This is a genomic window from Ruegeria sp. HKCCA5491 (genome assembly GCF_013034565.1).
Taxonomy (GTDB): domain Bacteria; phylum Pseudomonadota; class Alphaproteobacteria; order Rhodobacterales; family Rhodobacteraceae; genus Ruegeria.
On the sequence record NZ_WQGG01000004.1, the window covers coordinates 28,573 to 46,691 of the forward strand.

General features: G+C 59.1%; 15 protein-coding genes. 7 read left to right on the top strand and 8 right to left on the bottom strand.

Going from position 1 to position 18,119, the window contains the following annotated elements; genetic code table 11:
• Positions 1–66: 66 nt before the first annotated feature.
• Entirely contained in the window at positions 67–3,222 is a 3,156-nt protein-coding gene (locus tag GOV88_RS07170; protein WP_171239988.1) for a valine--tRNA ligase, read from the bottom strand.
• A gap of 134 nt (positions 3,223–3,356) precedes the next feature.
• On the opposite strand from GOV88_RS07170, the gene GOV88_RS07175 reads away from it, so the two are divergent.
• Both GOV88_RS07175 and GOV88_RS07180 read left to right on the top strand, forming a co-directional pair.
• The gene (locus GOV88_RS07175; RefSeq protein ID WP_171239989.1) at positions 3,357–5,648 is read left to right on the top strand and encodes a xanthine dehydrogenase family protein molybdopterin-binding subunit; all 2,292 of its coding nucleotides are present in this window, start codon (positions 3,357–3,359) and stop codon (positions 5,646–5,648) included.
• Positions 5,626–6,702 (top strand): DUF2235 domain-containing protein, encoded by a 1,077-nt coding sequence (locus GOV88_RS07180; RefSeq protein ID WP_171121902.1) that lies wholly within the window; start codon positions 5,626–5,628, stop codon positions 6,700–6,702. Before GOV88_RS07175 ends, GOV88_RS07180 begins: the two co-directional genes overlap by 23 nt.
• Before the next feature lie 139 nt (positions 6,703–6,841).
• Here the strand turns inward: GOV88_RS07180 and GOV88_RS07185 are convergent, their stop codons facing one another.
• The 3 genes from GOV88_RS07185 to GOV88_RS07195 all read right to left on the bottom strand — a co-directional run bounded on the left by GOV88_RS07185 (position 6,842) and on the right by GOV88_RS07195 (position 9,220).
• Entirely contained in the window at positions 6,842–7,360 is a 519-nt protein-coding gene (locus GOV88_RS07185) for a GNAT family N-acetyltransferase (RefSeq protein ID WP_171210909.1), read from the bottom strand.
• Positions 7,361–7,650: 290 nt separating this feature from the next.
• Positions 7,651–8,226 (bottom strand): GcrA family cell cycle regulator, encoded by a 576-nt coding sequence (locus tag GOV88_RS07190; RefSeq protein WP_171125618.1) that lies wholly within the window; start codon positions 8,224–8,226, stop codon positions 7,651–7,653.
• A gap of 70 nt (positions 8,227–8,296) precedes the next feature.
• A complete protein-coding gene (locus tag GOV88_RS07195; RefSeq protein WP_171239990.1) occupies positions 8,297–9,220 on the bottom strand; it encodes a DMT family transporter in 924 nt (307 codons plus the stop codon).
• Positions 9,221–9,514: 294 nt separating this feature from the next.
• On the opposite strand from GOV88_RS07195, the gene GOV88_RS07200 reads away from it, so the two are divergent.
• Positions 9,515–10,702, top strand: a complete 1,188-nt coding sequence (locus GOV88_RS07200) for an aspartate aminotransferase family protein (protein WP_171239991.1) — start codon at positions 9,515–9,517, stop codon at positions 10,700–10,702.
• A gap of 75 nt (positions 10,703–10,777) precedes the next feature.
• Positions 10,778–11,704 carry an ornithine carbamoyltransferase gene (gene argF, locus GOV88_RS07205; protein WP_171239992.1) on the top strand — a complete coding sequence of 309 codons (927 nt, stop codon included), beginning with the start codon at positions 10,778–10,780 and terminating at the stop codon, positions 11,702–11,704.
• Here argF and GOV88_RS07210 read toward each other — a convergent pair.
• Positions 11,701–12,297, bottom strand: a complete 597-nt coding sequence (locus GOV88_RS07210) for a ferric reductase-like transmembrane domain-containing protein (RefSeq protein ID WP_171239993.1) — start codon at positions 12,295–12,297, stop codon at positions 11,701–11,703. The two genes, argF and GOV88_RS07210, sit on opposite strands and share 4 nt — an antisense overlap.
• Before the next feature lie 3 nt (positions 12,298–12,300).
• Positions 12,301–12,780 (bottom strand): twin-arginine translocation pathway signal, encoded by a 480-nt coding sequence (locus GOV88_RS07215; RefSeq protein WP_171125607.1) that lies wholly within the window; start codon positions 12,778–12,780, stop codon positions 12,301–12,303.
• A 180-nt stretch (positions 12,781–12,960) separates the two neighbouring features.
• Here GOV88_RS07215 and GOV88_RS07220 point away from each other — a divergent pair, with 180 nt between their 5' ends.
• The 3 genes from GOV88_RS07220 to GOV88_RS07230 all read left to right on the top strand — a co-directional run bounded on the left by GOV88_RS07220 (position 12,961) and on the right by GOV88_RS07230 (position 15,928).
• Complete coding sequence (locus GOV88_RS07220) at positions 12,961–13,806, top strand: phytanoyl-CoA dioxygenase family protein (RefSeq protein ID WP_171239994.1); 846 nt, start codon at positions 12,961–12,963, stop codon at positions 13,804–13,806.
• A gap of 117 nt (positions 13,807–13,923) precedes the next feature.
• Positions 13,924–14,886: a pirin family protein gene (locus GOV88_RS07225; RefSeq protein ID WP_171239995.1), complete on the top strand. Its 963-nt coding sequence runs from the start codon at positions 13,924–13,926 to the stop codon at positions 14,884–14,886.
• A 67-nt stretch (positions 14,887–14,953) separates the two neighbouring features.
• A complete protein-coding gene (locus GOV88_RS07230; RefSeq protein WP_171239996.1) occupies positions 14,954–15,928 on the top strand; it encodes a 2-dehydropantoate 2-reductase in 975 nt (324 codons plus the stop codon).
• A 4-nt stretch (positions 15,929–15,932) separates the two neighbouring features.
• On the opposite strand, the gene GOV88_RS07235 is transcribed toward GOV88_RS07230, so the two are convergent.
• Positions 15,933–17,411 carry an inorganic phosphate transporter gene (locus GOV88_RS07235; RefSeq protein ID WP_171239997.1) on the bottom strand — a complete coding sequence of 493 codons (1,479 nt, stop codon included), beginning with the start codon at positions 17,409–17,411 and terminating at the stop codon, positions 15,933–15,935.
• Positions 17,412–17,503: 92 nt separating this feature from the next.
• Positions 17,504–17,962: an NUDIX hydrolase gene (locus GOV88_RS07240; RefSeq protein ID WP_171239998.1), complete on the bottom strand. Its 459-nt coding sequence runs from the start codon at positions 17,960–17,962 to the stop codon at positions 17,504–17,506.
• Positions 17,963–18,119 lie beyond the last annotated feature (157 nt).

Sequence of the window (18,119 nt, forward strand, 5' to 3'; positions counted from 1 at the left end):
CCCCAGTTGCGCAAAAGAAAACCCCGCCAGTAAGGCGGGGTTAGAGTGTTGGGGCGTCAAGACGGATCAGGCGATCTCGGACAGGCGGGCCAATGCCTCATTCAGCTTCGCTTCTTCCTCTTCGCGGGCGGCGAGGTTGGCTTTGGCTTCTTCCACAACCTCTTCCGGGGCCGAAGCCACGAATTTGGGGTTGTTCAGACGCCCGCGCAGACCGCCCAGTTCCCTGGCCAGTTTGCCTTTGGCTTTCTCCAGCCGTTCCTTCTCGGCACCGATGTCGATGATATCCGCCAGCGGCAGACCAAAGGACGCGCCGGGGGCGGCGATCGAGATGGTGCCTTTGGGCAATTCATCGGCCTTGGTCAGGCTGTCGATCCGCGCCAGACGTTTGATCAGCGCCTCATTGCGGTCCCAAGCAGCTTGGCCATGCGCGTCAATATCCGTCACCAGCATCGGCACGTATAGACCAGCCGGAACGCGCATCTGCGCACGGGCGGAACGGGTGTTTTCGATCACCGAGATCACCCAGTTCATCTCACGATCCGCATCGGCGTCGATCAGGTCGGCAGCGGCATAGGTCGGCCAATCGGCGTGGACGACCATCTTGGTGCGGTCACCGGTCAGGCCCCACAGTTCTTCGGTGATGAAGGGCATGATCGGGTGCAGCAGGACCATGCACTGGTCCAGAACCCAACGCATAGTCGCGCGGGTCTCGGCCTGTGCTTCGGCGTCATCGCCCTGCAACAGGGGTTTCGACAGTTCTACATACCAGTCGCAGACCTTGCCCCAGACAAAGGCATAAAGCCCGTTGGCCGCGTCGTTGAAACGATAGCTTTCCAGCGCCGCGTCGACCTCTTCCCGCACGCGGGCGGTTTCGCCGATGATCCAGCGGTTGACAGCCGCCTTGGGCTTCAGATCAGCCACACCCAGTTGCGGGACGGCGTCGGTAAAGACCTCGTTCATCTCAGCAAACCGGACGGCGTTCCACAGTTTCGTACCGAAATTGCGATAGCCGGTAATGCGTTCACGAGACAGTTTCAGTACGCCGCCAATCGCCGCCATCGACGCATTGGTAAAGCGCAGCGCGTCGGCGCCGAATTCGTCCACGATCTCCAGCGGGTCGATGACGTTGCCGGTGGTCTTGGACATCTTCTTGCCCTTCTCGTCGCGGACGAGCGAGTGCAAGTAGACGGTATGGAACGGGATTTCATTCACCACGGCCAGTTGCATCATCATCATCCGGGCGACCCAGAAGAACAGAATATCCGCGCCGGTGATCAGAACGTCCGTGGGGAAATAGCGCTCCAGCTCCTCGGTCTGCTCGGGCCAGCCCAGAGTGCCGATGGGCCAGAGGCCGGAGGAGAACCACGTGTCGAGCACGTCGGGGTCGCGCCAGACCGGGTAAACCAACTTGGTCGGGTCTTGTTCAACTGCGTACCGAGCAAGGTTTTCCGCGAACTGATGGATCGCTTCCTGCTTGTCGGCGACTTCGACAACGGTAGCGTGGCTCAGAGGGCTGGGAATGTTTGCGTTGTCGTCCAGGAATTTCTCGGTAACAGCTTCAAGGCTCGCAGCGCATTCCATGATATTGCCACGGTGCAGCATGCCGCCTTCGTTCAGCAAACGGCCCAATTCGACCAGATCCAGGTCTCCGCCATTCTCGTCGTCGACGAAGTCTTCGGCGGACAGGTCCAGCCCATACCAAACCGGAATCTGATGCCCCCACCACAGTTGACGCGAAATGCACCACGGCTCGATGTTTTCCAACCAGTGGTAATAGGTCTTCTCGCCCGACTCGGGGATGATCTTGACCGTGCCGTCCTTGACCGCATCCAACGCGGGACCGACGACCTTTTCGGCGTCGACGAACCACTGGTCGGTGAACATCGGCTCGATGACCACTTTCGAGCGGTCACCGAAGGGCTGCATGATCGGCTTGCTTTCAACCAGCGGAACCAGCGCTGCCGGGTCGTCATCCTCATCCAGCTTCACACCCAGACGCGGGTCATCTGCGCGAGTCACGACGGCCAGTCCGTCGGCTGTGATTTCTTCCACCACCTTCGCGCGCGCCTCGAACCGATCCAGCCCGCGCAGGTGATCAGGGATCAGGTTGATCGCGTCGATCTCGTTCTCGGTGAAGTCCTTGCCGCGCGCGTATTCCTGCGCCTTGTCCGCTTCTTCTGCGTAGGGTGCACCATCGGCCCGCATCGCTCCTTTGGTGTCCATCAGGCGGTACATCGGGATGCCGCCACGCTTGGCGACCATGTTGTCGTTGAAGTCATGTGCACCAGTGATCTTCACCGCGCCCGAGCCGAAGTCGGGGTCCGGATACTCATCGGTGATGATCGGGATCTGACGGCGATGCTCTTTCGGGCCAACCGGGATTTCGCAGAGTTTGCCGACGATTGGCGAGTAACGCTCATCCGAGGGATGAACCGCAACAGCGCCGTCGCCCAGCATGGTTTCGGGGCGGGTCGTGGCGATGGAAATGTAATCGCGCTCTTCCGTCAGAACGACATTCCCGTCCTCGTCTTTTTCGACATAGGTGTAGGTCTCGCCCCCGGCCAGCGGGTATTTGAAGTGCCACATGTGGCCGGGCGTTTCGATATTCTCGACTTCCAAATCCGAGATCGCGGTCTCGAAATGCGGGTCCCAGTTGACCAGCCGCTTGCCGCGATAGATCAGGCCTTTTTCGTACATGTCGACGAAAACCTTGATCACTGCGTCGTGGAAGTTGGCTGAGTTTTCGTGGCCGGTGCGCGGATCGCGTGGTGCGCCCGCCATGGTGAAGGCGTTCCGTGACCAGTCGCAGGAAGACCCCAGACGCTTCAACTGTTCGATAATCGTGCCGCCATATTCGCCTTTCCACTCCCAGACCTTGTCCAGAAACGCTTCACGCCCCAGCTCGGTCCGGCTGGGCTGCTGTGTGGCGGCCAGCATCTTTTCGACCTGCATCTGTGTGGCGATGCCCGCGTGGTCCTGACCGGGCTGCCACAGCGTGTCGAACCCGCGCATCCGGTGCCAGCGGATCAGGATGTCCTGCAGCGTGTTGTTGAACGCATGACCCACGTGCAGCGCGCCGGTCACGTTGGGCGGTGGGATCATGATGGTAAAGCTTTCGTCGCGCGATTTGTTCGCGCCTGCCTTGAAGGCTCCGGCCTGTTCCCAGGTTTTATAGATACGGGCCTCGGCCTCGGCCGCGTTGAATGTCTTTTCCATCGCCATGGGGTGCGTCCTGCGTCATCAATCTTGGGTCAGCGCCTGCAATAGCGAATGCATGCGCCAAGGGGAAGGCCCCCTATGGACATCGTCCCCTCGCAGGCTAGTGTCGCGCGGTAGAGCAGCGGCAGGAGCCTTCCATGGAAAAGTTCGGTAAGAGTCAGCCGGTCAAACGGACCGAGGATCAGAGGTTTCTGACCGGGCAGGGGCACTACATGGATGATGTGGTGCCCGAGGGTGCGCTGCATGCTGTTTTCGTGCGCTCTCAGGTGGCGCATGGGGTGATATCCAGTCTGGACCTAGAAGAGGCGCGGTCGGCGGATGGGGTGCGTCTGGTGATGACGTTGGACGATCTGAAAGCCGAAGGGATCGACACCGTAATGAATGCTGCAATCCTAGACAATCGGGATGGATCGAAAGCCGCCGCGCCGGAACGTCAGATGCTGGCTAGCGACCGTGTGCGCTTTGTCGGCGAGCCGATCGCTGTTGTCATTGCCGATACCCCGTCACAGGCCCGCGACGCAGCCGAGATGATCTGGGCCGAGATCGACGAATTGCCCGCAAAGTTGGACGTAGATGCGGGTGGGGAAGTTTTACACCAAGACGCTCCCGACAATCGCGCCTTTGACTGGGGGCTGGGCGATGAGGCGGCGACCGAGGCCGCATTTCAGGCTGCAGCGCATAGGGTTTCGCTGAATGTGGCCGACAACCGGGTCATCATAACCTCGATTGAGCCGCGCGGCTGTCAGGCCAACTGGGTCGATGGCCGCCTGCATCTTGCCTATGGCGGGCAGGGGGTGTGGGCGATGCGTGCACAGCTGGCCGAAAAACTGCGGCTGGAGCCTGAGGCGATCCGCGTCACCACCCCGGATGTTGGGGGCGGGTTCGGCATGAAGGTAATGCCCTACCCCGAGTATTTCTGCACCGCCGTTGCCGCGATGAAGCTGGGACAACCCGTCCACTGGATGTCGGACCGGTCCGAGGCGATGCTGGCCGATCATCATGGCCGCGATTTGACTTCACTTGCAGAACTGGCATTTGACGACGACCACCGGATCACCGCCTATCGTGTGCACAGCAAGGTCAATCTGGGTTCGTATAACAGCCATTTCGGTCAGGCGATCCAGACCAACCTGTTCAGCCGGGTGCTGATGGGGGTCTATGACGTCCAGACCACCTATCTGCGGGTCGAGGGGTTCTTCACAAACACCACGCAGGTCGATGCCTATCGCGGGGCCGGACGACCCGAGGCGATCTATGTCCTTGAACGTGTCATGGACCGCGCCGCGCGTGAATTGGGCATCGATCCCTGGGAGTTGCGCCGCAAGAATTTCATCCGCCCCGAGGCATTTCCATACAGAACTGCGACCGGCGAGACTTACGATGTCGGTGATTTCAATATGATCCTGTCACGCACAGCTAGCCAAACTGCGGGGTTCAACGCGCGCAAGGCGACCGATGCCGAACGCGGCCTGATCCGGGGGCAGGGTCTTTGTTACTATATCGAAAGTATTCTGGGGGACCCTTCCGAGAACGCGAAAGTTGAGTTCTGCGAGGATGGCACCGTGAACCTCTATGTCGGCACCCAATCGAATGGGCAGGGGCATGAGACGGTTTATGCCCATTTCCTGTCGGATCAGACCGGGATTCCGGTAGACCGGATCAATGTAGTGCAGGGTGACAGCGATCAACTGCCACATGGGGGCGGCACCGGGGGGTCTCGGTCCGTTACGGTGCAAAGTACGGCAACGCTGGCGACAATCGACGTCATGCTTGCCGCGTTCACGCCGTATCTGGCGGATAAGATGGGGGTCGAGGAAAGCGATATCAGCTTCGACCACGAAACATTCCGCGCATCAGGGTCGAACCTGACACCAACCCTGACCGAGGCCGCTGACATGGCCCGCACCGATGGCCGTACCGATCTGTTGCGACATCAGGCACGGGCCAACCTAGATGCGCGCAGCTATCCCAATGGCGCACATGTTGCCGAAATCGTTATTGATTCTTACACCGGAGAAACCTGGGTTGACCGCTATACAGTGGTCGATGATTTTGGTAACCTTATCAACCCGATGCTGGCCGAAGGGCAAGTGCATGGTGGCGTCGTCCAGGGCATTGGGCAGGCGCTGACCGAGCGTGTTGTGCATGATGCGCAGGGGCAACTGCTCACGGCTTCGTTGATGGACTATGCCTTGCCGCGCGCCGCCGAGATACCCATGATTAAGTTTACGTCGGTGCCGGTCCCGTCAACTTCAAACCCGATGGGGATGAAGGGATGCGGTGAGGCCGGCACCGTGGGCGCGCTGGCCGCTGTGGCAAATGCGGTTCAGGATGCGCTCTGGGATTACGGGGTGCGGCAGGCGGATATGCCTTTTACACCTCACAAAGTATGGGAGTTGCTGACGCATGGTTCTGTCGCGGCTGAGTAGAAAGGTACTAGGATGGCTCGGACGGCCTCTGCGGTCCGAGCACTCGGCCGAGTCACGCCACCGCGAACCGATCAGCCATGTGATTATCCTCGACGGCACAATGTCGACGCTGGAACCGGGCCGGGAGACCCATGCAGGCCAGACTTTGCGCCTGTGCTGTGAGATGGGCAGCAAGGTCTCGGTTTTCTATGAATCCGGCGTGCAGTGGGAGAGCTGGAAGTCCTCGCTGGACGTGATGATGGGGCGGGGGATCAACCGCCAGATCAGGCGCGCTTATGGCTATCTGGCGTCGCGCTACAAGCCCGGCGACCGTATCTATTTCATCGGCTATTCACGCGGGGCTTACGGGGTGCGCAGCCTTGCCGGGGTGATCGACCTGATCGGGCTGCTCAAGGCCGAACACGCGACCGAGCGGAATATCAAGCAGGCGTACCGCCATTATGAGTGCAACGCCAATGGTGCCGCTGCAGGCGCATTCCGCAAACAGTTCTGTCACGAGGATGTGGCAATTGAGATGGTCGGCGTTTGGGACACGGTGAAAGCGCTGGGCCTGCGCCTGCCGCTGCTGTGGCGCTGGGCCGAGGAACGCCATGCTTTCCACAACCACCAGCTTGGCCCCGCCACCCGCCACGGCTATCATGCCATGGCGCTGGACGAGACGCGCGAAGTGTTCGAACCGGTATTGTGGAAATGTACCCCCGAGTTCAAAGGCCACGTCGAGCAGGTCTGGTTCCGAGGTACCCACGGCGATGTCGGGGGCCAGTTGAACGGGTTCGAAGAGGCCAGACCCCTCAGCAACATTTCCCTCATCTGGATGCTGGACAAGGCCGAGATGCACGGTTTGCCCCTGCCCGAAGGTTGGCGTGAGCGGTTCCCGACCGACACCCAAGCGCGCTCGGTGGGAACATGGCGCGGCTGGGGCAAGATTTTCCTGCTGCGCAAGCATCGCAAAGTTGGGCGGGACCGGTCCGAGCGTCTGCATGTCTCTGTGTCGCCGGATGAACTACCCGGCTGGGTGCCGATGCCGGATTTGCCGTCACATCCGGCGCAGTGAAAGGCTGAAGGTGGGCCAGAGGTTACAAGATCACTGACGGCTCAATGTCAAGTCGAACCCATTTTGAAAGATGCTGCGCGACGGGCGAAAGCCCGCTCTGCACGACATGGACACAGGAAAAGTCGCAAACCTTGCGCGGCTAGGCGAGCGAACGCTCCATGAAGTAGACCTTGTCTTGCCACTTATCCGGGAAGCTTTCTGGTTGCGGCATGGGAACAAAGCCAGCGTCCTCATACATCGCCCGGGCTTGTGTCAGAAACGTAGCTGAAGAGAAGAAGACGTGACTGTACCCGTCTGCTGCCAACTGCTCGAACATTTCGTTCAGCAGTCTGCGGCCAAGTCCGAGGCCGCGCCCTGCCTGACTTACAAACATTCGATTGAACTCGGCGGTGCCGGGACGGGCTTCACTGTACATGACGCACCCCATCGGTTTGCCATCCACCGATGCAACGATAATTCCGCCCAATGGTCGCTCGTGCAGAGCGGGTAGTTCCTTCAATATTGCCTCGAAGCTTTTTGGGTCCATTGGATGATCGTCACCCCTAGGCCAATCGGAGGGGTAGTTTTCCCAGTGCCACTTCAACCATTCTCGGCACAGCATACGTGCCGCCTCAATATCGTCTTCGCAGCTTGCAAGCCGGACAATTATATTGGTCATTCTGGTACCCCGAACAAAGTATAGAAAGCGTGCTGAAACGGGGTGCATGAGTCAATCAGCCGCAAACCGAAAGCTGCCATTGGCGCAAAAACTGCGAATTGGCGCTTTGTCCGCACAGCCGACACTCCGACCTAATACACCTTCGCAGCTTTCAGTGAAGGTGTTTTCTTAGTCAGAGCTAGTTACGCCTTGCATTGTTTTTTACTATGCAACACTTCCGGTAAGAGGCGTGGCGAAACGCCTGCGCCCCTTTCGCATTCCACAATGGAGACTTGGGTTTAGGTTCTCAATTACCGCCGCCGATCCCGGCGCGAGCTCATTGGTTGGAACGCCACGCCCACATGCGCTTCGCAATAGGGCTTGCCTGCCTCAACCGGCAGGCCGCAGAACCAGAAATCCTCGGTCGCGGGGTCTCCGACGGGCCATTTGCAAGTTTTCTCGGTCAGCTCCATCAACGTCAGCTTCTTGGCCTTCTTCTCGACCTCGTTGACCTTGGCGAGCGCCTCGGGGCTGATCTCATTGGCCGAGGGTTGCGGCGGCAGGGGCTGACCGGCCGGGATGATCTGACGGCGGGCGGGCACGGCAGGCTTCGCCTCGGTCGCCGGAGCAGGCGCAGGACGCGCAGGTTCAGTTTTGGGCGCGGGTTTGGGCTTGGCCTCGGCCTTTGGTGCTGGTGCCGGTTTTTCCTTGGGCTCGGCCTTGGCTGGGGTCGCGCCAGTTGCGCGGTTCGACAGGCCCAGACGGTGCACCTTGCCGATCACCGCGTTGCGGGTCACACCGCCCAGTTCCTTGGCGATCTGGCTGGCCGACTGGCCCTCGCCCCACATCTTTTTCAGCAGCTCTACACGCTCGTCAGTCCAGGACATCATTTGCCTTTCAAAAGCGGAAAGCGGCCCCGGATTCGGGCCGCCTTGGGAATTCGTCTCGGTCCCTATTTTAATCACTGTGTGCCGAGTTACAAGCGGTTCTCGAATCAGCTGCTGTGTGACGGTGTCGGGCTTCGCGCCAGACCAGAATCAGCCCCCCGGTCAAGATGATCGCAGAGCCGATCATGCTGATTCCATCCGGGATCACGCCGAATATGGCAAAATCGTAAAGCGCGGCAAAGACCAACATGGCATAGCTGATGGGTGCCACAAAAGACGCATCAGCGCGCGCCATCCCGTTTACAAAGCACGCCTGCGCGCAGGCCATCAGCAGGCCGATCCCAGCCAAAGCCGCCCATTGCTGGGGCGTGGGCCATTGATACACAAAACTCACCGCGACCGAGGCGATGGTCAGCCCCATTGCATTATTGATCAAAAGGATCTGAATCGGAATTTCGCGGCCAGCGAGTTTCTTGATAAAGATCAGCTCCATTCCGATCACGGCGGCGGCAGTCAGAGCCAAAAGCGCCGCAGGCTGGAAGCTTTCAGGCGTTGGACGTAATAGGATCAGCGCCCCAGCCAGCGCGACCGCTGCGGCCAGCCATCGCCAGGGGCCAACACCTTCTTTCAGCAAGGGGATGGCCAAAACCATGGCAAAGACCGGATTCAGAAAGGAAATCGCGGTTGCGTCGGCAATCGGGATGAATGCGACCGAGGCGAACATCAAAGTGATTCCTAGCCAACCAAAGCTGGTTCTTCCCAAATGAAGCCCCCAATGCGGACGGGTAAGGCGGGGGCGAAGAACGGCCACTGCGCCAATGATCACCAGAAAAGCGAACAGAAAACGGCCATGGCTGATCTGCAACGGGTGCAGAGCCGGGCCCAGCACATCTGTTCCCAACGCCTTGGCCAGCAGGGTGGTTCCGGCAAGAAGGGCGCTTGCCGCAACAATCAATAGGGCCGCAAGCGGCGGGTTCTGGCGCGTGGGTGTCATAAGCCACCGGTGCGCTAGCGCGGGGCAAATGGCAAGCGGCAATTGTACGGCTCGTTAAGGAAATCAGACTGTCCCGGGCAATTCGGGGTTTTCAGATGAGTGGAGTACGGCTATACGAGCCACCATGATCAAACACGCATATATCCTGCGACTCCGACGCCGACGCATCGCCGCGTAATCGGCCCGTTTGATCCTGTGTGCGCTGAGAATCCGCGCACTTCCCACCAAATCAGTTGACTAACATGGCCTTCGTGTATCACTCACGAGGCTCAATTTATCGAAAAGGATGATCCTATGATCCCGTCCGTTCTGCCGACCTATAACCGTGCACCCCTGACCTTTGTGAAAGGCGAAGGTGCTTGGCTGACCGAGGCAGATGGCCGACGTTTTCTGGATCTGGGCGCAGGTATAGCGGTAAATGCGCTGGGCCACGCACATCCGGCGTTGGTGAACGCGTTGACCGAACAGGCGCATGCGCTGTGGCATGTCTCGAACCTCTATCACATCCCGCAGCAGCAGGCGCTGGCCGACAAACTGGTCGAGCATACCTTTGCCGACACAGTATTTTTCACCAATTCCGGCACCGAATCCTGCGAACTGGCCGTGAAAATGGCGCGCAAGTACTTCTATGACAAGGATCAGCCAGAGCGGGTCGAGATCATAACGTTTGATGGTTCGTTCCACGGTCGGTCCTCGGCCGGCATTGCTGCCGCAGGATCCGAGAAGATGACCAAGGGGTTCGGCCCGCTGCTTCCCGGTTTCGTGCATGTCACCTTTGGCGATCTCGACGGCGTTACAAATGCCATCACCGACAAAACCGCCGCGATCCTGATTGAACCGGTTCAGGGCGAGGGCGGAATTCGCCCGGTTCCCGACGCCGAGCTAAAGGCGCTGCGCCAAATTTGCGACGACAACGGCCTTCTTTTGATCCTTGACGAGGTCCAGTGCGGTGTTGGCCGTACCGGGAAACTGTTCGCGCATGAATGGGCCGGGATCACCCCGGACATCATGATGGTCGCCAAGGGCATCGGCGGCGGATTTCCCCTTGGCGCAGTTCTGGCAACCGAAAGCGCGGCCAGCGGTATGACTGCGGGAACACACGGCTCGACCTATGGGGGCAACCCGCTGGGCTGTGCGGTGGGCTGCGCCGTGATCGACCAGGTGGCCACACCCGCGTTTCTGGAAGGCGTCAACCGAAAGGCAGGCCTTTTGCGGCAAAAGCTCGAAGGTCTGATTGCAGACCACCCCGACGTGTTCGAAGAGGTGCGTGGAGCCGGCCTGATGTTGGGTCTGAAATGCAAACCGACCAATATCGACGTGGTGAATGCGGGCTATGACAACGAGGTCATCACCGTCCCAGCCGCCGATAATGTGATCCGCCTGCTGCCGCCGCTGACCCTGACCGAGGACGACATCGCGCAGGCCGTTATCCGCCTCGAGAAAGCCGCGCAACAGGTTCACGCCAATCTGACCACCGCCTGACTTTTCTTCTGTTCCGAAATACTTCGGGGGTGTGGGGGCTGGCCCCCACCCGCCGCCAACCAAAAGCGACAAGATATGAACCACTTCCTTGATATTCACAAAACTGAAGCCGCTGACCTGCGGAAGATGATTGACCAGGCCGGAGCGATGAAACAGGCCCGCCTCGGGCGGCCTAAAGCCGCCCATGATGACGACCAACCGCTTGCAGGTCGCATGGTTGCGCTGATCTTTGAGAAACCATCCACCAGAACACGGGTTTCTTTTGACGTTGGCGTGCGTCAGATGGGCGGTGAAACCATGCTGCTGTCCGGCAAGGACATGCAGCTTGGCCATGGCGAGACGATCGCCGATACCGCCCGCGTCCTGTCGCGCTATGTCGACTTGATCATGATCCGGACGTTCGATGAAACGATCCTGACCGAGATGGCCGAATACTCGGACGTGCCTGTGATCAACGGCCTGACCGACCGCACCCATCCCTGTCAGATCATGGCCGATGTCCTGACTTTCGAAGAACACCGTGGCCCCATCGCGGGTAAAAAAGTGGTCTGGACCGGCGATGGCAACAACGTGTGCGCTTCGTTCCTGCACGCGGCTGGTCAGTTTGGTTTTAACCTGACCTTCACCGGCCCCGCGCAGTTCGACCCGGAGGAAGAGTTCATGGGGTTCGCCCGCCAAAAGGGATCGCAAATCGTGGTCGAACGCGATCCATTCAAAGCGGTCGAAGGCGCGGACCTTGTCGTTGCCGATACATGGGTCTCTATGCACGATTCCCAATCGGCCAAGGAACGGCGTCACAACCTGCTGCGACCTTATCAGGTCAATGAAGAGTTGATGTCGCATGCCAAGCCAGATGCGCTGTTCATGCACTGCCTGCCAGCACACCGCGAGGAAGAGGCGACATCCGAGGTCATGGACGGTCCGAACTCGGTTATCTTTGATGAGGCGGAAAATCGTCTGCACGCGCAAAAGGCGATCATGCGCTGGTGCCTGGGCGTCTAGCGCCTGCGTATATCCCACACTCGAAGTTTGGCGAGCGTCCGGACGCTCGCCACTAAGATCAGAATGCAAAGTGCGGTTTTGGACATAACTTCCATCGTGCCTTCGATCAGCATGGCATGAACAACGCTGCCGACGATCGTGATGAAAGCCAGCCCCGCGTGCCCAAGTCTCCAGACGCGAAACCGAAGATGAATGCGCTGCCGCAGCAAACCCAGAAAGGCTGCGGCGAAAGCAGCCCACATTGCAGCGACGCCCCACGCTGAAAACGGGGTGGGTGATACAAACAGCAGGGCATCCAACATGTCAGGGGGGCTGGTGATCCACAATCCGGCTACGTGAATGACAAGGGCACCCACCAGGGCAAGGCCGCATCTGCGGTGCCATAGACGGCTTTGCATGGAAGACAGCCCAGGCAGCCAACGACCTGCCAGCAAGGGTTGAAGCAATAGCAAACTCAGGCTGATAATCCCGGCAAACCCAGCCGCGATGTAGAAGGGGCTTCGCCACGCCAGGTAGGGGCTGGTTGCGGCCGCAAGGATGGGAACCAGCAAGACGACCGTTAGCGCGGCCCAGGCTTCAACGGTTCGCGTCACGTCTCAGGCGGGTTGCAATACAAAGTGAGCGGCCAAGGTCTTGTCCCTTGCGCTTGCCATGACCGGACGCAGGAACACGGTTTCGAATTCACCGTTATCATAGGCCAGGTGGCCATGCGGCTGACCAAAGGCGGGTACGATCTGAGGCATTTCCAGCCGGAACTCTCCTTTTTCATCCGTCAAGGTCGCGCCGTGGCTGTGGGGGTCGCGTTCATGCCCTTCGGTCGTATGAGCCCAGATCTGAATACGTTGACCGGGCAGGGGGGCACCGTCTCCCGCGCGCCGGACTGTTCCGGTCATCCAGAACCCGCCGCCGCCAATGCGCTGCACGATCGGAGCACCAGGCCGATAATTGTTGGCCCCTCCCCGCATTGACGGGGTGGCTGCAAGGCCATTGGCGCGGGCGGGCAACAGCAGACCGGATGCAAGGACAGCTCCGCCTGCAGCAATCAAAGAGCGTCGAGTGATTGAAACACGGGTCATGGGCCCCTCGCTTTCAAAGCCATTTCGTGTGCCCGCGTTCAGCCGGGCGCTATCGCCATGACAGAGTAGCACGAACGAACGATATTTCGAGCCAACAGAGGGAATTGTGAATTGCTTTGACGGCCCGCCCGCCGGGTGCGATCCTTTGTACTCGCCCCTCCTGTCGGAAGGCCCTCGCCCATGACCCAGTCCGAGCACGTTTCAGCCGCAGAAGTTGCTGCGTTCCAGCGGGACGGAGCAGTCGTCTTACGCTCAAAATTCTCTGCGTCTTGGCTGCAGACATTGCGCGATGGGATCGACGCTGACCTGACGACCCCTACAGGAAATTTTACCCGCCACACGAAAGACCCGGATGCGCCGGGTTACTTCGAAGATTTTTGGGCGTGGAACAAAATCCCACAATTTACGGATTTCGTACTCAACTCACCCTGTGCCCCGCTTGCGGCGCAGTTGTTGGGCGCGCCCTCGATCAATCTGGTCATGGATAACTGGTTTCTACGTGAGGCCGGGTCGATGTCTCGCCCTCCATTTCATCAGGACCTGTCCTATTTCGATTTCGAGGGAACGATGTGTGTCCTGTGGCTTCCTTTGGAGCCAGTGAGCAAGCAGAATGGCATCGCATTCGTGAAAGGATCGCATTTGTGGGACAAGCTATTCATGCGGGTGCGTTTCGCGGATGGGCATCCCAGTTATGAACCGACCGAGGTGGCCGGTCTCACCTACCACCCTCCGCCAGACGTCAATGCAAATCCCGATGCCTTTGACCTGCTGCAATGGGATATGGAGCTGGGGGATTGTATTTTTTTCGATATGCGAACCCTGCACGGGGGGCTTTCCTCCGTCACGCCGACCGAAACGGTGCGGCGTTTTACGCTGCGGATGACGGCCCCGGACGGGCTCATTCGGTATCGAGGGGACTGGGCCAAGGAGGAACGCGCGCAATTCGAAGCGGCGGGGTATCGCGAAGGTGATCGGCTAGACGGTGCGTTCTTTCCCCGGCTTTGGCCGCGACCCATTGGCGAATGAGGATATGTCGGGAAAGTTCCGCACGATTTATGTGCAGTTTTGCAAGTTTATTCGGTAAATTTAACCCTATATCCTGTACCAGTGAACAAAAGTTCTTTGAACGCAAGAGGTGCAGGAATGAGTTGGAATCCCACACACAACCCCGAATGTGTTTCCGAGAATTCAGCCCTTGAAACGCTGATCATACCCCGCGCTCGTGATCTGGGCGGGTTCGAAGTGCGCCGCGCTTTGCCGTCGGTCAAACGACAGCTTGTGGGGCCCTTCATCTTCTTTGATCAGATGGGTCCGGCTGAATTTATCACGGATGGTGGTATTGATGTGCGCCCACATCCCCATATCGGTTTGGGAACCGTCACCTATCTGTATCAGGGTGAATTTGAGCATCGCGACAGCCTTGGCACGCATCAGATGATCTACCCCGGTGAGGTCAATTGGATGGTGGCAGGTCGCGGCGTGACCCATTCTGAACGAACAAGCGAAGAAACACGCAGCAAAAGGCACAACCTGTTCGGTATCCAGACCTGGATCGCGCTGCCCGAAGCGCATGAGGACATGGCCCCTGATTTTGAACATCACAAACAAGGTGCGTTGCCCCATATTCAGGACAATGGCGTCAGCGCCAGATTGATCCTCGGGTCGGCATATGGTGAGACCAGCCCCGTTACGATGCTGTCTGAGACTTTTTACCTCGACGTTCAGTTGGATCCGGGCGCCTCTTTCCCGTTGCCGGATGATCATGAGGATCGCGGCGTCTATGTCACCCAAGGCTCTGTCGAGATTGCGGGCGACACGTTCGAGGAAGGTCGGATGATGGTCTTTCGTCCCGGTGATCGCCTGTCGGTCAAGGCAGGCCCGTTGGGCGTGCGCCTGATGCTTCTGGGGGGCGCGACATTGAATGAGGACCGATATATCTGGTGGAATTTCGTGTCGTCCTCGAAAGAAAAGATCGAGACAGCGACCCGCGAGTGGAAGACGGCCGACTGGGCAAATGGAGCTTTTCACCTGCCGCCCGGAGACGATCAGGAGTTCATTCCGATCTCGGAGGGATTGGCACGTACCCGCCCAAGGTTGGCGCGCTAACCGAACGTAATGGGGTCTTGTCCGCGTCCTAAATCCCGGCAATCCTTGCGCCTAGACGGAGGATGTCATGAAAATCGTGATTGCGGGCGCGGGCAGCATTGGATGTTACTGCGGGGCATTGTTGGCGGAGGCTGGGCATGACGTGACCTTTTTGGGGCGTGCCTATGTTCTTGATCCAATCCGTGCACAGGGGCTTAGGGTCAGCGATTTTGCGGACCTGAATCGCCGCGTGCCCGCTGTGAAACTGACCCTGACCCAATCGCCAGAAGGGATGGAAAACGCCGATCTGGTGATCGTGACTGTCAAAACCGGCGCGACGGCAGATATGGCGGCGCAGATCGCGAAACATGCGCCCAAAACGGCCCCTGTACTGTCGTGGCAAAACGGGATGGAAAACGTCCGAACTCTGCGCGCCGCCCTACCGGACTATGATGTCCGTGCAGGAATGGTGCCTTTCAACGTCGTCCCATCCGGTGCTGGCAGTTTCCACAGAGCGACATCCGGCGAGATTGTAATTCAAAGTGGCCCGGGCGACTTGGGGCGGCTTCTGAGCAGTAGTGATATGCCTGTGGTCGAAAGTGACGACATCGATGCCGTGCAATGGGGCAAACTGGTCATCAATCTTAACAACGCGCTGAACGCGCTTTCCGGGCTGACCCTGAAACAGCAACTTCTCGATCGAAACTGGCGTCGCCTGATGGCGGACCAGATGACCGAGGCGCTGGCGGTTCTGAAGGCAGCCGGTCTTCCTGTCGCCTCGACCACGCCGTTGCCGGCGTGGATGACGCCGCATATTCTACGTTTGCCGACACCCGTGTTTTCAAGAATAGCTGCGCGGATGGTCAGCATTGACCCCTCGGCGCGCACATCCATGGCCTATGACCTGCTGGCGGGGCGGACGACAGAAATCGACAGCCTGCAGGGGGAAATCGTCCGGCTGGGTGAAACCTGCGGTATTCCTACGCCAATCTGTCGGCGGGTGCGAACTCTGATCGAACAGAAACCGCAAACCGCAATGGGTCCAGAGGGGATCACGTCCTAACGCCTTATTGAAAGGCGGTCAGTATCCAGAAAATAACCGCTGACATTGTTGCGGCGGTGGGCACTGTGATGACCCATGCTGCCACGATCGTCATGAAATGGGATCGCCGGACCAGCTTGCGCCGCTTGTGTTCCTCGCGTGCCAAACGGCGTTCCGGCGGTCGCTGATAGTTCGAGGTTTTCCATCGGCGGTCCGAATGCCATTCGCGGTAAAACCCGACCCCAAAGACCGCACCAACCGCGATATGGGTGGAACTGACGGGCAGGCCCAGCCAACTGGCCACAATCACCGTGATTGCTGCGGACAAGGCGACGCAGAAGGCGCGCATGGGGTTCAGCTTGGTGATCTGGCTGCCGACCATGCGGATCAGCTTGGGGCCGAACAGGAACAAGCCGAAGGAAATGCCAAAGGCACCAATCACCATCACCCAGCTTGGGATCGTCACTTTGGACGCGAAATCGCCGAACTCGGCGGCGTGGACAATGGCGGCCAAGGGGCCAACGGCATTGGCCACGTCGTTTGCTCCGTGGGCGAAACTGAGGAATGCGGCGGAGATGACCAGTGGCAGCCCAAAAAGCGCCTTGAGGGATTTCGTGCGGTTTTCCAACCTTTCGGACTTGCGGCGAACCCATGGTACCGTAACGGCCCAGGCCAACAAACCAGCGGCCAAGCCGACCAGCAGGGCGACTTCAAGGTCCACTTTGACGATCCGCTTTAGACCCTTGACCGCCAGATACGTCGCAAATGCCCCGGCCATTACCGCGACCAGAATGGGAACCCAGCGCCGTGCGGCGGCAATCTTGTCGTCCTGATATTGGATTTTCGCTTTGATCAACGCCAGAAACCCGGCAGCAATAACGCCCCCAAGTACTGGTGAGATCACCCAGCTTGCAGCAATCGCACTCATCGTACCCCAACTGACCGCGCTCAGACCTGCTGCTGCGATGCCAGCCCCCATCACGCCGCCCACGACGGAGTGGGTCGTGGATACCGGTGCGCCGACCCACGTTGCCAGATTGACCCACAATGCCGAGGAAATCAGCGCCGCCATCATCGCCCAGATGAACACGTTGCTGTTTTGAACCGAGGCCGGGTCGATAATGCCCTTGGATATTGTCGAGACCACGTCCCCACCTGCCAGCAAAGCCCCTGCGCTTTCGGCGATGGCGGCGATCACAATCGCTCCGCCCATCGTCAGCGCGTTGGCACCCACGGCAGGGCCCATGTTGTTGGCAACGTCGTTGGCGCCGATATTTATCGCCATGTACGCCCCGAACGCCGCTGCCGCGACAACGATCAGCCCTCCGTCGGCCTGACCAAACAAAACTGCAGCGGTCAACCCGGCCAGCGCGATGAATGCCAGCGCAATGCCGGGGGCAAGCATGGGGCGTGCGACGTAAACATTCGCAGATTCAACGCGTGAAATGCGGTGCAAGTCGCTGTCCAGTGCCTGCCAGCGGGTTTTGGAATTCGAATTCGACATGAGGTTTCATCGGTTTTCTGGATTTGACGCACGCCGCTAAACGGTTTCGCCTGTGCGGGCAACCGCTCTGTCATCAAATTGTAGCGATTTTGTTACAAGTGACGTAGGATTTCGCTGAGTTCAGGCTCCCAAACGCGGTCAGCGGCCGTCTGGGGCGAGACCCACTCGCGCGTGCGCTGACCTGCTTCGGGGAAGTCATCCGCCAGTTCCTGAACGTCCACCCGGTACACATTCGTCAAAACCGGCTGAGCCGATCCGTCTTTAAGAATTTTGTCGTATGTGTAGTGCCCGACAGGGCTGCGGCCAAGCTTCGCTGGCCTTACGCCGGCTTCTTCCCATGCTTCTTGCCGGGCTGTTTCCGCGCCGTCCAAACCGTCCATGGGCCAGCCCTTGGGAATGACCCATCGGCCCGTATCGCGGCTGGTGATCAACAAAACTTCGGGCCCGTTTTGCGTTTTTCTCAGGCAAAGGGCGGCGAACTGCACCCGGCGGGGGCGCAGGAACAAAGGTCTGGCGACCTCTTCCCAGATATTTCGCAACCATTTTGTCAAAACAGGCTTACTTGAGTGGGTGAAACATGTGCGTGTGTCACATAACAACGGAATGGAATATCTTCAATGCACCTATCTTTACCCTGCGTCATCTCGGCGCTGATTGCTGCCGAAGGGCTGCAATTTCTAGCGGGAAAGGTGAGTATTTGCCGAACAG

What these genes read in the sequence shown, in the direction of transcription:
- GOV88_RS07170 (WP_171239988.1), bottom strand. Translation starts at nt 3,222, where the DNA reads ATGGCGATGGAAAAGACATTCAACGCGGCCGAGGCCGAGGCCCGTATC.
- GOV88_RS07175 (WP_171239989.1), top strand. Translation starts at nt 3,357, where the DNA reads ATGGAAAAGTTCGGTAAGAGTCAGCCGGTCAAACGGACCGAGGATCAG.
- GOV88_RS07180 (WP_171121902.1), top strand. Translation starts at nt 5,626, where the DNA reads ATGGTTCTGTCGCGGCTGAGTAGAAAGGTACTAGGATGGCTCGGACGG.
- GOV88_RS07185 (WP_171210909.1), bottom strand. Translation starts at nt 7,360, where the DNA reads ATGACCAATATAATTGTCCGGCTTGCAAGCTGCGAAGACGATATTGAG.
- GOV88_RS07190 (WP_171125618.1), bottom strand. Translation starts at nt 8,226, where the DNA reads ATGTCCTGGACTGACGAGCGTGTAGAGCTGCTGAAAAAGATGTGGGGC.
- GOV88_RS07195 (WP_171239990.1), bottom strand. Translation starts at nt 9,220, where the DNA reads ATGACACCCACGCGCCAGAACCCGCCGCTTGCGGCCCTATTGATTGTT.
- GOV88_RS07200 (WP_171239991.1), top strand. Translation starts at nt 9,515, where the DNA reads ATGATCCCGTCCGTTCTGCCGACCTATAACCGTGCACCCCTGACCTTT.
- argF (WP_171239992.1), top strand. Translation starts at nt 10,778, where the DNA reads ATGAACCACTTCCTTGATATTCACAAAACTGAAGCCGCTGACCTGCGG.
- GOV88_RS07215 (WP_171125607.1), bottom strand. Translation starts at nt 12,780, where the DNA reads ATGACCCGTGTTTCAATCACTCGACGCTCTTTGATTGCTGCAGGCGGA.
- GOV88_RS07220 (WP_171239994.1), top strand. Translation starts at nt 12,961, where the DNA reads ATGACCCAGTCCGAGCACGTTTCAGCCGCAGAAGTTGCTGCGTTCCAG.
- GOV88_RS07225 (WP_171239995.1), top strand. Translation starts at nt 13,924, where the DNA reads ATGAGTTGGAATCCCACACACAACCCCGAATGTGTTTCCGAGAATTCA.
- GOV88_RS07230 (WP_171239996.1), top strand. Translation starts at nt 14,954, where the DNA reads ATGAAAATCGTGATTGCGGGCGCGGGCAGCATTGGATGTTACTGCGGG.
- GOV88_RS07235 (WP_171239997.1), bottom strand. Translation starts at nt 17,411, where the DNA reads ATGTCGAATTCGAATTCCAAAACCCGCTGGCAGGCACTGGACAGCGAC.